This window comes from Allobosea sp. TAB14 (genome assembly GCF_052113865.1).
In the GTDB taxonomy this organism is placed as follows: domain Bacteria; phylum Pseudomonadota; class Alphaproteobacteria; order Rhizobiales; family Beijerinckiaceae; genus Allobosea; species Allobosea spartocytisi.
In genome coordinates, this window is sequence record NZ_JBFRDQ010000079.1 from 1 (window position 1) to 17,470 (window position 17,470).

At 65.8% G+C, this 17,470-nt stretch carries 21 protein-coding genes; 9 read left to right on the forward strand and 12 right to left on the reverse strand.

What is annotated here, in order from left to right:
- Positions 1–231: hypothetical protein (locus AB4Y99_RS13675; protein ID WP_441523698.1), on the forward strand; the 231-nt coding region annotated here is incomplete at its 5' end.
- Positions 232–384: 153 nt separating this feature from the next.
- Positions 385–1,233: a fumarylacetoacetate hydrolase family protein gene (locus AB4Y99_RS13680; RefSeq protein WP_441523699.1), complete on the forward strand. Its 849-nt coding sequence runs from the start codon at positions 385–387 to the stop codon at positions 1,231–1,233.
- Between the two features lie 89 nt (positions 1,234–1,322).
- Here AB4Y99_RS13680 and argC read toward each other — a convergent pair whose 3' ends face one another.
- The 3 genes from argC to AB4Y99_RS13695 form a co-directional block, all read right to left on the reverse strand.
- Complete coding sequence (argC, locus tag AB4Y99_RS13685; RefSeq protein ID WP_112761895.1) at positions 1,323–2,258, reverse strand: N-acetyl-gamma-glutamyl-phosphate reductase; 936 nt, start codon at positions 2,256–2,258, stop codon at positions 1,323–1,325.
- Positions 2,259–2,516: 258 nt separating this feature from the next.
- Positions 2,517–3,068 carry a hypothetical protein gene (locus AB4Y99_RS13690; protein WP_441523700.1) on the reverse strand — a complete coding sequence of 184 codons (552 nt, stop codon included), beginning with the start codon at positions 3,066–3,068 and terminating at the stop codon, positions 2,517–2,519.
- Entirely contained in the window at positions 3,069–3,347 is a 279-nt protein-coding gene (locus AB4Y99_RS13695) for a hypothetical protein (RefSeq protein ID WP_441523701.1), read from the reverse strand.
- A gap of 334 nt (positions 3,348–3,681) precedes the next feature.
- Between AB4Y99_RS13695 and AB4Y99_RS13700 the strand changes: the two genes are divergently transcribed.
- Positions 3,682–3,951 (forward strand): hypothetical protein, encoded by a 270-nt coding sequence (locus AB4Y99_RS13700; RefSeq protein WP_038368225.1) that lies wholly within the window; start codon positions 3,682–3,684, stop codon positions 3,949–3,951.
- A 166-nt stretch (positions 3,952–4,117) separates the two neighbouring features.
- Here the strand turns inward: AB4Y99_RS13700 and AB4Y99_RS13705 are convergent, their stop codons facing one another.
- From AB4Y99_RS13705 to AB4Y99_RS13725, 5 genes are all read right to left on the reverse strand, one after another.
- Positions 4,118–4,870, reverse strand: a complete 753-nt coding sequence (locus AB4Y99_RS13705; protein WP_441523702.1) for an SDR family oxidoreductase — start codon at positions 4,868–4,870, stop codon at positions 4,118–4,120.
- Between the two features lie 256 nt (positions 4,871–5,126).
- Positions 5,127–6,380 (reverse strand): hypothetical protein, encoded by a 1,254-nt coding sequence (locus tag AB4Y99_RS13710; protein ID WP_441523703.1) that lies wholly within the window; start codon positions 6,378–6,380, stop codon positions 5,127–5,129.
- Positions 6,381–6,873: 493 nt separating this feature from the next.
- Positions 6,874–7,353, reverse strand: coding sequence for a 30S ribosomal protein S9 (gene rpsI / locus AB4Y99_RS13715; protein WP_038368228.1), 480 nt, complete (start codon positions 7,351–7,353; stop codon positions 6,874–6,876).
- Positions 7,354–7,355: 2 nt separating this feature from the next.
- Complete coding sequence (gene rplM, locus AB4Y99_RS13720) at positions 7,356–7,817, reverse strand: 50S ribosomal protein L13 (RefSeq protein WP_038368231.1); 462 nt, start codon at positions 7,815–7,817, stop codon at positions 7,356–7,358.
- A gap of 294 nt (positions 7,818–8,111) precedes the next feature.
- Positions 8,112–8,528, reverse strand: coding sequence for a PaaI family thioesterase (locus tag AB4Y99_RS13725; protein ID WP_081925676.1), 417 nt, complete (start codon positions 8,526–8,528; stop codon positions 8,112–8,114).
- Positions 8,529–8,630: 102 nt separating this feature from the next.
- Here AB4Y99_RS13725 and AB4Y99_RS13730 point away from each other — a divergent pair, with 102 nt between their 5' ends.
- A complete protein-coding gene (locus AB4Y99_RS13730; RefSeq protein WP_441523704.1) occupies positions 8,631–9,446 on the forward strand; it encodes an enoyl-CoA hydratase in 816 nt (271 codons plus the stop codon).
- Positions 9,447–9,535: 89 nt separating this feature from the next.
- Here AB4Y99_RS13730 and AB4Y99_RS13735 read toward each other — a convergent pair whose 3' ends face one another.
- The gene (locus tag AB4Y99_RS13735) at positions 9,536–9,964 is read right to left on the reverse strand and encodes a hypothetical protein (protein ID WP_038368238.1); all 429 of its coding nucleotides are present in this window, start codon (positions 9,962–9,964) and stop codon (positions 9,536–9,538) included.
- Positions 9,965–10,115: 151 nt separating this feature from the next.
- On the opposite strand from AB4Y99_RS13735, the gene AB4Y99_RS13740 reads away from it, so the two are divergent.
- Positions 10,116–10,646 (forward strand): CoA-binding protein, encoded by a 531-nt coding sequence (locus tag AB4Y99_RS13740; RefSeq protein ID WP_441523705.1) that lies wholly within the window; start codon positions 10,116–10,118, stop codon positions 10,644–10,646.
- Between the two features lie 15 nt (positions 10,647–10,661).
- Here the strand turns inward: AB4Y99_RS13740 and AB4Y99_RS13745 are convergent, their stop codons facing one another.
- Positions 10,662–11,165, reverse strand: a complete 504-nt coding sequence (locus AB4Y99_RS13745) for a hypothetical protein (RefSeq protein WP_162737973.1) — start codon at positions 11,163–11,165, stop codon at positions 10,662–10,664.
- 344 nt (positions 11,166–11,509) lie between these two features.
- Between AB4Y99_RS13745 and AB4Y99_RS13750 the strand changes: the two genes are divergently transcribed.
- Both AB4Y99_RS13750 and AB4Y99_RS13755 read left to right on the forward strand, forming a co-directional pair.
- Positions 11,510–12,733: an FAD-dependent oxidoreductase gene (locus tag AB4Y99_RS13750; RefSeq protein ID WP_441523706.1), complete on the forward strand. Its 1,224-nt coding sequence runs from the start codon at positions 11,510–11,512 to the stop codon at positions 12,731–12,733.
- A 72-nt stretch (positions 12,734–12,805) separates the two neighbouring features.
- Complete coding sequence (locus tag AB4Y99_RS13755) at positions 12,806–14,083, forward strand: O-acetylhomoserine aminocarboxypropyltransferase (protein ID WP_441523707.1); 1,278 nt, start codon at positions 12,806–12,808, stop codon at positions 14,081–14,083.
- Between the two features lie 89 nt (positions 14,084–14,172).
- Here the strand turns inward: AB4Y99_RS13755 and AB4Y99_RS13760 are convergent, their stop codons facing one another.
- The gene (locus AB4Y99_RS13760; RefSeq protein WP_441523711.1) at positions 14,173–15,210 is read right to left on the reverse strand and encodes a COX15/CtaA family protein; all 1,038 of its coding nucleotides are present in this window, start codon (positions 15,208–15,210) and stop codon (positions 14,173–14,175) included.
- A 235-nt stretch (positions 15,211–15,445) separates the two neighbouring features.
- Between AB4Y99_RS13760 and AB4Y99_RS13765 the strand changes: the two genes are divergently transcribed.
- Positions 15,446–15,655: a DUF2842 domain-containing protein gene (locus AB4Y99_RS13765; protein WP_441523708.1), complete on the forward strand. Its 210-nt coding sequence runs from the start codon at positions 15,446–15,448 to the stop codon at positions 15,653–15,655.
- 14 nt (positions 15,656–15,669) lie between these two features.
- On the opposite strand, the gene AB4Y99_RS13770 is transcribed toward AB4Y99_RS13765, so the two are convergent.
- The gene (locus AB4Y99_RS13770; protein ID WP_441523709.1) at positions 15,670–16,722 is read right to left on the reverse strand and encodes a polysaccharide deacetylase family protein; all 1,053 of its coding nucleotides are present in this window, start codon (positions 16,720–16,722) and stop codon (positions 15,670–15,672) included.
- Positions 16,723–16,851: 129 nt separating this feature from the next.
- Here AB4Y99_RS13770 and AB4Y99_RS13775 point away from each other — a divergent pair.
- Positions 16,852–17,470 (forward strand): GNAT family N-acetyltransferase (locus AB4Y99_RS13775; protein WP_441523710.1); only part of this gene is annotated, 619 nt, incomplete at its 3' end.

Here is a 17,470-nt window from a genome sequence, read left to right on the forward strand (position 1 = left end):
CCCCTGATTCTGAGCATGACCCGAGCCGCCGGAGGCCGCAATCCCGCCGCGAACACCGCAAAACGGCCGCCTTGCTACCGCATTCGGCGGCGCAATCCGCAAAAAACGCTCAAAAAGGCCATTTTTGAAGGGGGCGAACCGGCTTCCGCCGAAAAAGGATCGTTCACATGCGAACTATTGCGGATTTTTGACGCCTTCGGTCCCCGGGCCCGCCACTGGGGCTCGCCGTAGCGTCATGTCGCTTTGCCCGCTCACGTTGCATTCGGGCAACAATTTTCCGGCCCTTGCGACGCAGGATCGCCATGCGCGATGATGGACTTGTCAGCAAGCGGCGCATTCGGTCAGATCGCCCGCCATTTATATCGTTTGAATTGGGGAAATGCCTTGAAACTCCTTCGTTACGGTGCGTCCGGCCAGGAAAAGCCGGCCCTTCTCGACGCGAAGGGCGGGTTGCGCGACCTGTCCGGCGTCATTCCCGATCTCGCCGGCAAGGCGTTGACCTCGGCCTCGCTGGCCAAGATCAAGGCGCTCTCGCCGGAATCGCTGCCGCTCGTTTCGGGCTCGCCGCGGATCGGCGCCTGCGTCGGCGATGTGCACAACTTCATCGCYGTCGGCCTSAACTTCGCCGACCAYGCSGCYGAGACCGGCGCSSMGATCCCGRMSGAGCCGATCCTSTTCAACAAGGCGCCGAACTGCATCGTCGGCCCGAATGACGACGTGATCATCCCGAAGGGCTCGACGAAGACCGATTGGGAGGTCGAGCTGGCGATCGTCATCGGCGATGGCGGCTCCTACATCCCGGAAGACAAGGCGATGGCGGCGATCGCGGGCTTCTGCGTCTGCAACGACGTCTCAGAGCGCGCCTTCCAGATCGAGCGCGGCGGCCAGTGGGCCAAGGGCAAGGGCTGCCCGACCTTCGGCCCGCTCGGCCCCTGGCTGGTGACGACGGACGAGGTCAAGGACATCCAGAATCTCGGCATGTGGCTCGAGGTCAATGGCGAGCGCGTCCAGAACGGCTCGACCAAGACGATGATCTTCGGCGCCGCCTATCTCGTCCACTACATCAGCCAGTTCATGCGGCTCGATGCGGGTGACGTCATCACCACCGGCACGCCTCCCGGCGTCGGCCTCGGCTTCAAGCCGCCGCGCTTCCTCAAGGGCGGCGAGGTCGTGACGCTCGGCATCGAGGGCCTCGGCGAGCAGAAGCAGAACTTCGTCGCCTATAAGGGCTGAGCATCCGGCTCCGTGGAAACGGAAAGGGCCGCGCAAGCGGCCCTTTTTTCTTTGGTTCTCTGTCGCGGGCTTATCGAAGGCGTCCCGCCTCAGCCCTCGGGCAGGCCGAGCATCAGGCGGATGTTCTGCACCGCCGCGCCCGAGGCACCCTTGCCGAGATTGTCGAGCCGCGCGACCAGCACCGCCTGGCCGAGATCGTCCTGCCCGAACACCCTGAGCTCCAGCTTGTTGGTGTCGTTCAGCGCCTCGGGCTCGATCTTGCCGCCCATGCCATCCTGCCCGAGCACGCTGACATAGGTCGAGCCGGCATAGCGCTCGGCCAGCACATGGTGGAGGTCGCCCACGCTCGGCCGGCCGGGCAAGGTATCGAGATGCAGCGGCACCGAAACCAGCATGCCCTGCCGGAAATTGCCGACCGAAGGCACGAAGATCGGCCGCCGCGTCAGCTTGGCATAGGCCTGCAATTCGGGCAGGTGCTTGTGGCGGAGCCCAAGGCCGTAGAGCTCGAAGGCCGGGGCGACGCCCGTCTCGAACTCCTCGATCATCGCCTTGCCGCCGCCGGAATAGCCGGAGACGGCGTTCACCGCGATCGGATGATCATGCGCGATCAACCCGGCATCGACGAGCGGGCGCAGCAGCGCGATGGCGCCGGTGGGGTAGCAGCCGGGATTGGCGACGCGGTTGGCGTTGGCGATCTTGCCGGCATGGCCCGGCTCGAGCTCGGCGAAACCGTAGACCCAGCCCGGCGCAATGCGATGGGCCGTCGCGGCATCGACGATCTTGGGGGCCGCGGAGCCGAGTTCATCGGCCAGCGCGACCGATTCCTTCGCCGCCTCGTCCGGCAGGCAGAGCACGACGAGATCGACAGCCGCCATCATATCCTTGCGGGCGGCCGGATCCTTGCGCTTGTCCGGGTCGATGCTTTTGACCGCCACTTCCGGAACCGCCGCGAGGCGTTCGCGGATGCCGAGCCCGGTGGTGCCGGCTTCGCCGTCGATGAAGATTGATTTCAGATTGTGGCTCATCGGGACCCCCGGTGGCTGGGCAGGCAAGCTGGCTAAAGGCATAAAAAAACCGCGCTTGATGGCGCGGTCGCGGGCGTTCGGACTTCAGCCGAGCGTCATCGCGGGCGCGCCGGAGCGGCCTGATACGGGCGACGTCGGGTCACATGCGTGATCATGCTCGCGTATATGAGCCACGGCGCCCGCCCCGTCAATCGCCGAGGGATGCCAGGCAAGCCCATCGCGCTCGGCGCCGACGCATATCGGCGGTCATACAGCCCGTCAGGACGGAGACAGGCAGCGGGCGGTCGTCTTGGCCGCGGATTCGATCAGCCCGGCAGCCAGGAACCTCGCGGGGCGTTCCGCGCCGATGCGAATCTCGATCCCGTTGCTGGCCAGCAGCATCGTTCCGAAGACGCGCCTGCCCTCCTCGCCGCCCAGGACGAGGCGCTTGTCTTCACTGCGCCAGCCCTGGCTGATCCACGGCCCGCCATCGATGCGATAGGCGACCGCSTCAGCTCCCTCGGCCGGCTTCGGCACGAGCACCAGCTTGAGCTGCTTCTCGGCGTTGCAAAGAATCCCGAGCGTCAGATTGCGACCGGGATCGATCTGGGTGCTCATGTCCAGCTGCTGGCCGGTCTGCGGATTCTGCATCCGTCGGTGCATCCATACGCCGTCAAGCTCGGACTGCGCCGCCGCTCCGAATCCGCAGAAGGCCAGGACGGCGACCAGGCCTGCGGCCCTGCCGCGATGGAACCTCATGAAGCATCCCTCACCGACCTGACCATGCCGACCGTGCCTGGCGATCGCCGCAGCTGTCCAGCATCCAGCCATTCAGCGACGGGCCGTGAACCAGACATAGAGGCACCAGGGCAGGATCAGCGCGAGGCCGCTGAGAACCAGGCGCAGCATCGTCCAGGCATTCGGATAGCTGAGGGCGCGCCCGTCCAGCTCCGGCACGCTCTGGATGGCGCCGAGCGCGATCGCCGGTGCGAGGAAGACGACCAGGGCCCGGCCGATGCGGCGGCCGCGCGGCAGCTCCTCCCGCGCCAGCATCATCAAGGCGGGGATCGCGATCATCCCGAAGGCGATCAGGGTCAATAGAAAGCGCATGGCAGGCCGGTCAGAACGAGGACGACCGGCTTTAGCACGGTCCGCCATCCACTTCAGCCTCAACGCCCGCCACGGCCGATCAGGCAGCGTCTCAAAGGACCTCTGCGCCGCCCCGATCCATTCGCAGCCGCTCCCCGGAACGCGGCTGCCCGATGTCCATAAGCCTCATTATGATAAGCGAGCACATTATTGTGATCGCCGCCCCCGATTTGCCACGCGGTTTCAAATTAAAGCCACAGGATCGTCTTTTTCCGGAGAGCATCCTGCAATTGTCCCGGCGAGCTTCGCAGGGGCAAATCGCGCTTATCTATCAAGAACATAGTCGGAGGGTACTATGAGCAAGACACTCGCTGCCGCAGCGTTCGGCCTGGCCTTGGCCATCGGGAGCATCGCCATTCATTCGCCAGCTTCGGCCGCCGGCACGGCAAGCGAACGGGCGCAGAACAAGCTCGCGCCGCAACAGCAGCAGGAACCGCAGGAATACCCGAAATACCATGACCAGGCGACGGATGCGTATTACTCGCCCGGCGTGAAGGCCAATCCCTGCCACTTCACGCAGGCCAATATCGACGGCGTGATGAAGCAGGTGGAAGTCTGCGACTGAAGGCTACCGCACGTCCTCCCGCCATCCGACACCTCCCTTCACGAGAGCGACGATCGCAACGGCGAGGAGCAGACGCCTAGACTTCCGACGCCGGCCGCACATTGCCGGCGTTCTTTTTTGCGTCGGATGCTGGCAGCGGCCCGACTGAACGCCCCGATGCCTCCGTTCAACGCCCGCCGGAAACCTTCAGGATCACGCCCGTCGTGTAGCGCGACGCCTCCGACAGCAGGAAGAGCACCGCTTCGGCGATCTCCTCGGGCGTCGCGGCGCGCTTCAGCGGAATCAGCGGCGCGATCCGGGCGACGCGGCCGGCCTCGCCCGTCGAGAGCGCATGGATCTCGGTCTCGGTGATGCCGGGTGCGACGGCGTTCACGCGGATGCCGTGGCCCGCGAGTTCCTTGGCGAGTCCGATGGTGAGGGAATCGACCGCTCCCTTCGAGGCCGCGTACCAGACATATTCGCCGGGCGAACCGAGCTCGGCCGCGACCGAGGAGATGTTGACGATCGCCCTCCCCTTCGCACCGGCATTGGCGATGAGCGCGCGAGCGGCCTCCCGCGCCACCAGGATCGCGCCGGTGACGTTGATGTCGATGCATTCCCGGATCACCTCGGTGCCGGCGTCGACGAGCGCGCTCGAACGGCCTGTGATGCCCGCGTTGCTGACGACATGGCTGAGCGGGCCGAGCGCGGCTTCGGCCCCGGCGAAGACGCGCAGGATGTCGGCCTCGCGCGCCATGTCGCCCTGGACCGCAACCGCCTTCGCGCCGGCGGCCTCGCAAGCCTTCACGACGGCGTCGGCGGCTCCGGCATTGCTCTGGTAGTTCACCGCGACGTCGTAGCCACGCTGCGCCGCCATGATGCAGGTCGCGGCGCCGATGCCGCGGCTGCCGCCGGTGACGAGAAGGACGGGGCGGGTCATGGCGGGCTCCATTAAAATCGGCGTTCGTTCACAGCCCTCATCCTGAGGAGCGAGCCGAAGGCTCGTGTCCCGGAAGATGCTCCAGATGGCTCCGGAGCTCGCTGAAGCCTCTCTCTCGAGACGCCGCCGCGCAATTCCTCAGGATGAGGGATAGAGTGAGATGGGAGGACACTAGAAACGAAAAGGGCGGCCCTTGCGAGCCGCCCTTCCGCATATCGGATGACCGGAAACGATCAGCGCTTGGAGAGCCAGAATCCTACATTTCCAAATGGCGCGTGACGCGTTCGAGCCAGATCTCGTGCCAGAAGATCAGTTCGTTCTGGGGGCATAGCCCGAGATATTCTCCCGTCGCGGCCACGCCCGCCAGGACAATGCAAGCGCTGCCCATCGACAGCATTTTCCCGCTGGCCTCGTCGACAATGGTTCGCACCACCGATGCGACGCGAAACTCCCCGCCGCAAAACCGATGCATTTCGCGATCGAACCACAGCCCGCGATTTTTCGACACGTGATTCAAGGTTTCTTCGATCTGCCGTCGCGTCTTCACGCGCACGATCTCTCCCGGCTGGAGATCGAGCACTTCCTTTGGACTGGTCTTGCGGTCTGTCGGCTCGCGGTAGGGCGCCTCGGCACCGCGGAGCTTGCGCTGCACGGCGTTGAACAGCGCGAGCGCGACGGCCACGATGAAGGGGCCGAGCCGGACATTGCCCGAACGCAGTTCACGCCAGTAGTGCCTCGGGTCGCGCCAGCTCATTCGTGTCGTGGCCGCCGGCAGCTCGGTCATCTGGCAAGCATACCGCTCCTCGCCATCGGCCGATCTGGCCTTCGTGTAGCTGTTCAGCCACAACGCGTCGGCCGCTTCCGGCGCAGGCAAATCCGCCTCGGCGCTGTCGCTCGGGACGAGCCAAGCCTCTTTCCAGATGAGTTGACAACCGGCCTGGCAGCCGCCGTGTCCTGCGCCGTCGCACCGCAATTCATCCAATAGCACCGCATCCTGCAAACGCCGCAGATGAGGTGCCGTAGGGCCGTAATAATGGTGGATCTTCTCGACCCGTCGAAAGACGCGGAGACGTTTTCCGCAGTGGCCGATCATCTCGGGCATGAACGGCAGACCGTCCAACCGGCCTTCGTCATCGAGTGTCGCCGCGATTTCCGCGAAGGGCCGGACCTTGACCCACTCGCCCGGCCAGAGCCGCAAGCGTGCCGGCGAGCCCGGAAGCAGGCTTAGCAGCTTCCGTCGCAGGTGAACGAAAGCACCGGCGGCGCATTCGCGCGGACGCTTGGAGTAGTAGGGTTGGCCGCGCAGTTCCATCGCGTCACGGGACAGACCGATGATCCCGCCAAACGCGACGAGACCGGCGATGGCTGCGGCTGCCAAACAAAACGCGAAGAACAGGATCGTGACGAGCCAGGGAACAGCGAAAGCCGCAATTCCCGTCAGTATCGCGAGAACGCAGAAGGTCGATGCGGCGACAGTCGTCCTTTGATAACTGTTCCGATTGTTCGACATCCGGCTGGCGCCCCCGTCACAAACTCATTTGAAATTTCACTTTTGAGATCAATCGTGCATCTATACTTAATTCACTACCGATATAAATGGATCACGACAAATTACTGAAATTTCAACCTATTATATTCCGTAACTGACTGCAAGCTTCTGCCTTATAGAAACCCGATTTCGATTGCCTCTTCCTGTCTGCGAAAGCTGAATCACCTATAAAATTCGGTCGAACTTGCTGCCCGCCTTTCCCAAGGTTATTCCATCTTTCCTTCCCGCAAATCCTCGGTCGTATTGACGCGCCCGACTGAATTCCAGTCGGCGACAAGCCTGGCCCATCGCACAGGAGAGGGACCGTGCGGCGCAGCCGTTTCCGTGCGGGAGATGTCGAAAACCGAGGCCGGAACCCCTGCCCCGTCGGGGCGTCAGCGAGCCCGCGCGAACAAAAAAGAGGGCTGGCATTTCTGCCAGCCCTCTGAATTTGAAACTCTTTTGAAGAGTGTAATCAGCGCTTCGAGAACTGGAAGCTGCGGCGGGCCTTGGCCTTACCGAACTTCTTACGCTCGACGACACGCGAGTCGCGGGTCAGGAAGCCTTCCTTCTTGAGCGGGCCGCGAAGCTCCGGCTCGTAGAAGGTCAGCGCCTTCGAGATGCCGTGACGCACCGCGCCGGCCTGGCCGGAGAGGCCACCGCCCTTGACCGAGACGACGACGTCATACTGCGTCACGCGATCGACGAGCTGCAGCGGCTGCTTGAGCACGAGGCGCAGCACCGGACGGGCGAAATAGATCTCCTGATCGCGGCCGTTGACGGTGACCTTGCCGGAGCCGGGCTTGATCCAGACGCGGGCGATGGCGTTCTTGCGCTTGCCGGTGGCATAGGCGCGGCCCTGCGCATCGACCTTCTTGACGTGGACCGGAGCTTCCGGCTGGGCGGGCTTGGCGACGTCGCCAAGCTGGGAGAGGGACTGAAGAACCTCGGCCATGGTCAGACCCTCTTGTTCTTGCTGTTGAGCGCGGCGACGTCCAGCGCCTCCGGCGACTGGGCGGCGTGCGGATGCTCGGCGCCCTTGTAGACGCGCAGATTGCCGAGGATCTGGCGGAAGAGCGGGCCGCGCGGCAGCATGCGCTCGACGGCCTTCTCGACGATCCGCTCAGGGAAGCGACCTTCGAGAATGAACTTGGCAGAGCGCTCCTTGATACCACCCGGGAAACCGGTGTGGTGGTAGTAGTTCTTCTGCTCGCGCTTGCGGCCGGTCAGGGAGACCTTCTCGGCATTGATGATGATGACATTGTCGCCGCAGTCGACATGGGGGGTGTAGGCGGCCTTGTGCTTGCCGCGCAGACGCATCGCCACCACGGAGGCGAGACGGCCGACGACGAGCCCGGAGGCGTCGATCACAACCCACTTCTTTTCGACATCGGCGGGCTTGAGCGAGACGGTCTTCATCGCGGCACCCTTCGGTTGCGTTAAAAAGGACAAGCCGCCGGAGAGCCCGGCGGCGGTGTGGGTGTGGCAATACGGGCGGGAAAGCCCGCTGTCAAGCGCTCCACGCGGCGCCCGAACGAGGAAAACGTCTATTTTTCAGATACCTGAGAAAATCGGTATTATGATACCGTACCCCTGCCTGCCGTCATGCCCGGGCTTGCCCCGAGCATCTCCGGACGAGAAGGCGGCCCACCGGTCACGAGATTCTCGGGTCTGCGCTTCGCTTCGCCCGAGAATGACGCTGCCAGCCCCTTCTCAACGCGCCGCCGGAATCGAATAGGTCCCCGTGGCGTGGCAGACCATCTCGGCCTCGCCCTGCGAATAGAGGCCGACCTCGCCCACCGCCAGCCGCTTGCCCAGCTTCAGGAGCTTCGCCTCGCCGATCAGCGCCGCCTGCCCCGGCTTGCGCAGGAAGTTGAAATTGAGGCTCGTCGTCACCGCCAGCGCCACCGGGCCGATCTGGCCGAGGATCGCGGCATAGAGCGCGAGATCGGCGAGCGCCATCATCGTCGGGCCGGAGATSGTGCCSCCSGGGCGCARATGSCGCTCGTGATARTCGCAGCGCATSCGSGCCGTCATCGGCCCGATCTCCTCGACGAAATAAGTGCGCCCGCCATGGTGAAGCTGCGGAAAGACCTCGTCGAGATAGGCTTCGATCTCGGAGGCGGTCATGCGAGGCGTCATGCGGAAAACCACGGGCTGAGGCGGGTCTTATCCCCTTGCAGCATGGCCGATGCGCTCCGACAATAGGCGCAAATGCGGAAAGGGAGCGCCATGAACGCCCACCACAAGCCGGACAGCGCCGCCGTCCTGCTGCGCGAAGACGCCAAGGGCATCGCGACCCTGACCCTGAACTGTCCGCAGGCGCGCAATCCTCTGAGCGAGGCGATGCTGGCCGCCCTGAGCGAGGCCTTCACCGCCATCGCCGCCGACCGCTCGGTCAAGGTGATCGTCCTCGCGGCCGCCGGGCCGGTGTTCAGCGCCGGCCACGACCTCAAGGAAATGACGGCCCATCGCGCCGATACCGACCGTGGCCGGGCCTATTTCACGGACATCCTCGGGCGCTGCTCGGCCATGATGCAGCAGATCACCGCCCTGCCCCAGCCGGTCATCGCCGCCGTCGAGGGCACCGCGACGGCCGCCGGCTGCCAGCTCGTCGCGAGCTGCGACCTTGCGGTCGCGGGCAGCGAGGCGCGCTTCTGCACGCCGGGCGTCCATATCGGGCTGTTCTGCTCGACGCCGATGGTGGCGCTCTCGCGCAACCTTTCGGCCAAGCACGCCTTGGAGATGCTGCTGCTCGGCGAGATGGTGCCCGCCAGCGAGGCGGCCCGCATGGGCCTCGTCAACCGCGTCGTACCGGCCGGYGAGGCGCTGGCGGAAGCAGGCCGGCTCGCGGCGGTGATCGCCTCGAAATCGCCCGCGACGGTCAAGATCGGCAAGCGCGCCTTCTACGAGCAGCGCGAGATGGGTCTCAAGGCGGCCTATGACCACGCCTCGGCCGTGATGGTCGAGAACATGCTGGCCCGCGACGCGGAGGAAGGCATCGGCGCCTTCATGGAGAAGCGGGCGCCGCTATGGGAGCAATCCTGAACCTGCCGAGGCACGCCGCCGGACCGGAAAGGGGCATCGCGACGGTTCCCGACCGACCGCGATGCCGAGTGGGTCGGCACAAGGCGCGCTCAGAAGATCATAAACGGCTGCCGCACCTCTTCCGCCGGCATGGCCCGCTCCTCGCCTTCCAGCTCAGGCGTGGCCGGGAGCTGCAGCACCGTGAGGCGCTGCCCTTCCACGAGATTCGTGACCTTCAGGATCTCGCCGCTCGGCAGCTCGAGCGCATCGTGGTGGAGATGCGGCTTGTCGAGATCGACCTGACGGAAGCGCGCGACCCTGGCCGCGATCTTCCGGCTGGGCAGCAATCCCAGGCCACGATCGCATTCGATATCGGCGTGGAAGGCGAGCTCGGTCCCCGGCATGACGCAGACGGCGACCTCGGGATGCCCGACGGCGCAGAAGCCGCGGGTGCTCGCATTCGGGAAGCTGGTCGAGACCAGTTCGTCGCCGACCTTGGCGGGAGTGGACATCACATGATGCAGGCTGTAGTCGCACATGGCAGGCACTCCTTTCTTCGCAGCAGGCTGGCCGGGCCTATCCCGTGCCGTCTCCAGTGAAGCATGAAAGCATGGCGAGGCTGTGATGACTCCGTCTTCACCCGCAGAACCAACAAACTGATATCGTTATGCTTTCTTGGGGTGCCGCACGTTGAACCACGATTCCTATGAMGATGCGCTMATCCGCCGCATCCTGCGCGAAGCGAAGCGGATCGCGCTGGTCGGCGCCTCGGCCAACGAGGCGCGGCCGAGCTGGATCGTCACCAAGTACCTGCTCGCGCGCGGCTACGACGTCGTGCCCATCAATCCCGGCCTCGCCGGCCAGACCATCCTCGGCAAGACGGTCTATGCCGCGCTCAAGGAGGTTCCCGGCCCGATCGACATGGTCGAGATCTTCCGCAACTCGGAAGCGGCCGGCCCGATCACCGACGAGGCGCTGGCGCTCGACCCGCTGCCGAAGGTGATCTGGATGCAGCTTTCCGTGCGCAATGACGAGGCCGCCGCGCGGGCGGAGGCGAAGGGCGTCACCGTCATCATGAACCGCTGCCCCAAGATCGAATATGGCCGGCTTTCCGGCGAGATCGGCTGGCAGGGCATCAATTCGCGCATCTTGTCATCGAAGAAGCCGGCCCTGGCCGGCAAGGGCTTCCAGAAGCTGACGATCGACCGGCCGGGGACATAAGCGTCCAGCGCGGCTTCAAGGGGCGGACAGGCTCGTGGCGATGCGAAGCGCCAACGCCGTCTGTCCGTTTGGCCGGTAGAAGGTATTGAACGAGGCCTTGTCCATCAGTTCCGCGGCGCGAGGCGTTCCCATCTCGGCATAAAAGGCTCGGGCGCGATCGCTCCCCTTCTCGCTGAATGTGTGGCCTTCGACCCGCCCGCCATCGCGATGAACCGGGTGGAAGCCGAGCCCGTTGCGGGCGCTCATTCCCTCTGCAACATGGTCGCCATTGACGTAGTGGCGTGTGACGCCCGCGACGAAGACGAAGGTGCAGGCGCTCGAGCAGGCTGCGGCATCGGCATCGACGACGGTAGCGATGCCGGCCTTTCGGACCATTCGGGCGATCGCGAAGGCCGGAGCGACCTTCCCGCCGCCACTCGATAAATAGAGCACGCGGATCGGCTGCGGCCGCGGCTTTTCGAGAAACGCCTTGAACGCCGCGTCGTCACCCATGATGAACGGACCGGTCAGCGTCGCCACAGCACCCTTGTCGGAGAGCCAGACGGCCCGAGCCGGGCTGGTAAGCCCGACGAAGCTCGCAGCAAAGCCTGCCAGCACCAGCCCATATCGCGCAGCCATCGTCTGCCCCCCATGCCGTGACGGAACACTCCGCTGGGGCGCTGCGGCTGTCAATTCCAGATCATCGGCCTGAATATCCTATTCGATCCGATGACCTAATCCTTTGATTTCGCACCGGCTTTTCCGGGAACCGCGCTCCACTTTCGGACCGATGCTCTAGAAGGAGCGGCTGCACGGCTGTGCCGTCATCGCTGTCGAGCTAAGCTGGTGCGATCAAGACACCGGCCGATGCGTGAGGACAGACCATGCGCGAGCTCGCCACGACCTGCTGCATCGCCGGCGGCGGACCGGCGGGGATGATGCTCGGCTTCCTGCTGGCGCGGGCCGGGGTCGATGTGACCGTGCTGGAAAAGCACGCCGACTTCCTGCGCGATTTCCGCGGCGACACCATCCATCCCTCGACGATGCAATTGATGCAGGAGCTCGGCCTGCTCGAGGATTTCCTGAAGCTGCCGCACACCGAGGAACGCAGCATCGTCGCTCGTTTCGGCGACAGGGACGTGCCGATTGCGGATTTCAGCCATCTGCCGGTGGCCGCGCCCTATATCGCCTTCATGCCGCAATGGGACTTCCTCGATTTCCTGGCGGATCGCGGCCGCGCCTTGCCGCATTTCAAGCTGCTGATGCGGGCGAAGGCGACCGGGCTGATCCGCTCGGGCGGCCGCGTCGCCGCCGTCACCGCCGAGACGGCCGAGGGCGAGGCGACGATCTGGGCCGATCTCGTCGTCGCGGCGGATGGGCGCCATTCCGATCTCCGTCAGGCCGGGGGCTTCACGGTGCGCGAGATCGGCGCGCCGATGGACGTGCTCTGGTTCCGGCTGTCGCGGCGCGAGAGCGATGCGGGCCAGACCTTCGGGCAGGTCGGGCGCGGGCGCTTCGCTGTGATGYTGAACCGCGGCGACTACTGGCAATGCGCCTATGTCATCCCGAAGGGCACGCTGGAAAAGCTCCACGCCGCCGGCCTCGGCGCCTTCAGGGCCGGCCTCGCTGAATTGTTGCCGATCGTCGCCGACCGCGCTGAGGAAATCGCAGGCTGGGACGACCTCAAGCTGCTCTCGGTCGCGGTCGACCGGCTCGAACGCTGGTGGCAGCCGGGCCTCATCTGCATCGGCGATGCGGCGCATGCGATGTCGCCGATCGGCGGCGTCGGCGTGAACCTCGCCATCCAGGACGCGGTCGCGGCCGCCAACCGGCTCGCCGGGCCGCTGCGCGATCGGAGCGTCCGCAGCGAGGATCTCGCCGCGGTGCAGGAGCGCCGGAACTTCCCGACCAAGGCGACGCAGGCCCTGCAGGTCGCGATCCAGAACCGCGTGATCACGCCGATCCTCGCCGGCAGCGGCCCGGTGAAGCCGCCCCTCCTGCTCGAGCTGCTACGCTGGTTCCCGGTGCTGCGGCGCATCCCCGCCCGTCTGGTCGGCATGGGCTTCCGGCCGGAGCATATCGGGCCGGAGCTCGCGCCGCGCGGCTGAATTGACGCTGTCACAGGCGTTCGTTAAACCGAACGCATTGTCTTGCATTCAGAAGATTTCAGGGAGCACGCCATGACCGACCGGATGCCCGGCTTCAATACGCTCGCAATCCATGCCGGGGCGGCACCCGATGCAGCGACGGGCGCGCGCGCGACCCCGATCTACCAGACGACCTCCTTCGTCTTCGACGATGTCGACCATGCCGCCTCGCTGTTCGGCCTGCAGGCCTTCGGCAACATCTACACCCGCATCGGCAACCCGACGAACGCCGTGCTGGAAGAGCGTGTCGCGGCGCTGGAAGGCGGCACCGCCGCGCTTGCCGTCGCCTCCGGCCACGCGGCCGAGTTCCTGAGCTTCCACGCCCTGTTGCAGCCGGGCGACGAGTTCGTCGCGGCCCGGAAGCTCTATGGCGGCTCGATCAACCAGTTCAACCACTCCTATAAGAGCTTCGGCTGGAACGTGATCTGGGCCGATTCCGACGATATCGAGAGCTTCGCCAAGGCGGTGACGCCGAAGACCAAGGCGATCTTCATCGAATCCATCGCCAATCCGGGTGGCGTCGTCGTCGACATCGCCGCGATCAGCGCCATCGCGAAGAAGCACAACATCCCGCTCATCGTCGACAACACCATGGCGACGCCCTATCTGCTGCGCCCCTTCGAGCACGGCGCCGACATCGTCGTGCATTCGGCGACCAAGTTCCTCGGCGGCCATGGCAATTCGATCGGCGGCCTGATCGTCGATGGCGGCTCGTTCAACTGGGTCGGCGACGACCGCTATCCGATGCTCTCCAAGCCCCGCCCGGAATATAACGGGATGGTGCTGGGCGAGACCTTCGGCAATTTCGCCTTCGCCATCGCGACGCGCGTGCTCGGCCTGCGCGACCTGGGTCCTGCGCTCTCGCCCTTCAACGCCTTCATGCTGCTGACCGGCATCGAGACCTTGCCGCTGCGCATGCAGCGGCATTGCGAGAGCACACAGAAGGTCGCCGAGCATCTCGCCAGGCACCCGGCCGTCGAATGGGTGAGCTATCCCGGCCTGCCCGGCGACAAGTACCACGAGCTCGCCAAGCGCTATGTGCCGAAGGGCGCCGGCGCGGTCTTCACCTTCGGGCTCAAGGGCGGCTACGACGCCGGCGTGAAGCTGGTCTCGAACCTCAAGCTGTTCTCGCATCTCGCCAATATCGGCGATACGCGCTCGCTGGTGATCCACCCGGCCTCGACCACCCATCGCCAGTTGACGGACGAGCAGAAGGTCGCCTCGGGCGCCGGCCCGCAGGTGGTGCGGCTCTCGATCGGCCTCGAGGATGTCGAGGATCTGATCGCGGATCTGGATCAGGCTCTGATCTGAGCAAAGCCGTCATTCTGACGAAAAGGGCGCTGGAAACGGCGCCCTTTTTGTTTGAGCGATGCTCGGATCAGGCCCGAGCATAACGTGCCTCATGCCCGCGAGACCTGCCTTGTGCGCGTGACGTGCACCACCGCCATGGCGAGCACGGCGAAGGCGAGCGCCTGATGGGCGAGCCCGGCCCAGAGCGGCACGACCAAGAGCAATGTCGCGACGCCGAGTGCGGCCTGGGCCGTGACCATGCCGGCAATCGCCGTCGCCCGCTTGGCCGCGCTCGATTGCGGCGCCTTCCGCTTCAGCCACCAGAGCTGCCAGAGTGCGAAGGCGAACAGCACATAGGCGCCGAAGCGGTGGTTGAACTGCACCAGCGCGACATTGTCGACGAAGTTTTCCCAGAAGGGCTGCTGCGCGAAGAGCAGCGAGCCCGGCGGCACCACCGCCCCGTCCATCAGCGGCCAGGTATTGAAGGTGAAACCGGCTTTCGAGCCCGCCACCAGCCCGCCGAGCGCGATCTGGACGAAGGTGAGCAGCAGCAGGAGCCAGGCCATGGCGGCGCTTCCGGCCGTCTCGGGCCGGCGCAGCGGCGTCAGCCAGGTGGCGAAGGCGACGACCGAGGCGAAGAACAGGCCGGCGAAGGTCAGGTGCAGCGTCAGCTTTACCGGCGCGACGGCGACCATGCCGGGCTGGAGCCCCGAGGCCACCATGATCCAGCCGATCGCGCCCTGCAGGCCGAGCAGCAGCCCCATGCCGAACAGGATTGCGATCTGACGCCCCGGCAGGAGGCGGCGCAGCGCCACGACGAGGAAGCCGGCGAGGAAGACGAGCCCGATGAAGCGGCCGAGCTGGCGATGGCCCCATTCCCACCAGTAGATGAACTGGAATTCGCCGAGGCTCATGCCGTTGTTGAGGATCTGGTATTGCGGGCTCGCCTGGTATTTGGCGAACTCCTCGGCCCAGGCCTGCGTGGAAAGCGGCGGCAGCGCACCGGTGATCGGCTTCCATTCGGTGATCGAGAGGCCGGAACCGGTCAGCCGGGTCGCGCCACCGACGACGACCATCAGGAAGACGAGCCCCGCCACCACCCAGAGCCAGCGGCGGATGCCGGCATGGTTCGCAGCCAGGGCCGACATGGCGGTCTGTTTCACGGCGAGGGTCACGGAACGGCCTTAGGGTGCGGGATCGAGGATGGAGCGCTTCACAAGCACGGTCGGCGGTGACATAGCGCGAGCGAAGCAAATTCTGGTCGCAAAAGGGGTGCCCACTTTTGCGGAACATGCTTTAGACCCGTCGCGAAAAGGCGACAATGCCCGCATTGCCGCAGGAGCGGCCAACCCGAAACGCCGAACCCCGGCGACAGAGAGCCCGATGAGACAACGCACGCGCAAGCTGGTCGGAACCGTGGTGATCCTGGTCTTCGTCTGCGTCTACGCGCTCGTCGCGATGGCGCTGGCGCAGGGGCGGATCACCGAGGCGCCGAAGCTGGTGCAGACMWTCGCCTATATCGCGCTCGGCCTCGCCTGGGTGCTGCCGCTGCTGCCGCTGATCAAATGGATGGAGCGTAGGGACGAGGTTTAAGCGCGACCGGGCTGTTACCCGATAGCGAGCCGCCGCCCCCGATTCCGCAGCCAGAACGGCAATCCCGAGAGCAACGCCCGCAGCGCCGCCTCGTTCTGGTGCAGCCCGTTGAGCGAGACGCGCGGCAGGGCGTGGAGATGGTTCACATGTTCCGGGACGAGATCACCGGGCCGTGTCGTAACAGCGCTGGCGAAACCGGCCTCCTTCGCCAAGCCGAACTCCCGTAGCCCGGCCGAACCGGGATCACCRACGGGATAGGCGAAATGGCGSATGGGCAGGCCGAACTCCGCTTCGAGCCGTGCCTTGCTCGCGACGATCTCGCGGCGCGCCGTCTCCGCATCGTGCTTCGCCAGCATCGGATGCGTCAGCGTATGAGCGCCAATCGTGACGCCCGGCGCGCCCGAGAGCGCCCGCAGCGTTTCCCAGGGCAGGCATTCGCGCTCGAGTAGCGCGGCGGCATCGATGCCGGCCTGCCCGGCCAGATCGGAAATCGCTGACAGCAGAATCGCTTCCGGCCCCTTGCGCAGACGCCAGTAGAGCTTGGCGAAGGCCCGGTTCTTTTCCGCATCGGTTTCCGTGCGGGCGGTGAAGCGCCCGTGCGGCAGCATGAGATCGAGGCGCGGCAGGGCGCGGATCGCCTCCTCCAGCTCCAGCCACCAGAGCCGCGCCGTGCGGTCGGCGAAGCCCGGCGTGACGAAGAGCGTCCAGGGCGCGCCGTGCCTGGCGAGCACCGGCCAGGCATGCTCGACATTGTCGCGATAGCCGTCGTCGAAGGTCAGCCCCACGAAGAAGCGGCCCTGCTTCGGGCTCTGGAGCCGGGCGACGGCCTCGTCGAGCGAGACGAGCTCGTAGCCCTCGGCGCGAACCAGGCCGAGCGTGGCGTCGAGGAATTCGGGCGTGATCTCCAGCAAGGCGTTGGGCGTAAAGCCGCGCGGCACAGCCGGGCGGACATGGTGGAGCGTCAGGATCACGCCCCTGCCCTGAGCAAAGCCCCTGCCCCAGCGGTCGGCGCCGACCGCCACCATCATCCTGAATGCGGCCGCGATGGCCCTGTGACGCCCGTTCATCGCCTGTCCATGCAACCGCCCGCTAACGCTATCGCGCGATCGCGCCGCGAAGAAACCGATCTTGACCGATCCGTTCACAATGCCGGGTTAAGGAGGCAATCGTCCTGTCCTGCTCGCGAGGCACGGAGCGTGTCTGTTCCTGTCCACTCCCCGGAAGCCCGCCCCTGGGCATCGATCACGATCGCGACCGATCTCGCCGGGATCGCGGCCGAATGGCGCGCCTTCGAGGCGCGGGCGCTGGTCACGCCCTATCAGGCTTATGGCTGGGTCCGGCCCTTCGTCGAAACGGTCGGCGCGGCGCATGGCATGGACTGCCGCTTCGCCCTGCTGCGAGACGCGACGGGGGCGCTCTGCGCGCTGCTGCCCCTTGTCCTGACYCGGCGCAGCGGCATCCGCTTCGCCGAGTTCATCGGCGGCAAGCACGCCAACTACCATATGGGCCTCTATGATCCGGCTTTCGCCGCGGGGCTGGATAGCGGAACGGCAAGGCTCATGCTTGTCGAGGTCGCTCGGGCCATCGGCGGCCTCGATGCCCTGATCTTCGTGAACCAGCCGCCACGGTGGCAAGGCATCGCCAACCCGGCTGCGCTGCTCGCGGCCGCGCCGAGCCCGAGCCGAGCCTACAAGCTCGCACTGATCACCGGCGACGGCGAGGCCACGCTGAGGCGCTCGATGAGCAGCCACGCCCGCAAGAAGCTCAAGAACAAGCGCAGCCGCTTCGCCGACTTCGGGCCCAGCACAATGACGC

Coding starts and splice junctions, on each gene's coding strand:
- AB4Y99_RS13710 (WP_441523703.1), bottom strand. CDS start 6,380: ATGTCGAACAATCGGAACAGTTATCAAAGGACGACTGTCGCCGCATCG.
- AB4Y99_RS13705 (WP_441523702.1), bottom strand. CDS start 4,870: ATGACCCGCCCCGTCCTTCTCGTCACCGGCGGCAGCCGCGGCATCGGC.
- AB4Y99_RS13700 (WP_038368225.1), top strand. CDS start 3,682: ATGAGCAAGACACTCGCTGCCGCAGCGTTCGGCCTGGCCTTGGCCATC.
- AB4Y99_RS13735 (WP_038368238.1), bottom strand. CDS start 9,964: ATGTGCGACTACAGCCTGCATCATGTGATGTCCACTCCCGCCAAGGTC.
- rpsI (WP_038368228.1), bottom strand. CDS start 7,353: ATGGCCGAGGTTCTTCAGTCCCTCTCCCAGCTTGGCGACGTCGCCAAG.
- argC (WP_112761895.1), bottom strand. CDS start 2,258: ATGAGCCACAATCTGAAATCAATCTTCATCGACGGCGAAGCCGGCACC.
- AB4Y99_RS13695 (WP_441523701.1), bottom strand. CDS start 3,347: ATGCGCTTTCTATTGACCCTGATCGCCTTCGGGATGATCGCGATCCCC.
- AB4Y99_RS13755 (WP_441523707.1), top strand. CDS start 12,806: ATGACCGACCGGATGCCCGGCTTCAATACGCTCGCAATCCATGCCGGG.
- rplM (WP_038368231.1), bottom strand. CDS start 7,817: ATGAAGACCGTCTCGCTCAAGCCCGCCGATGTCGAAAAGAAGTGGGTT.
- AB4Y99_RS13760 (WP_441523711.1), bottom strand. CDS start 15,210: ATGTCGGCCCTGGCTGCGAACCATGCCGGCATCCGCCGCTGGCTCTGG.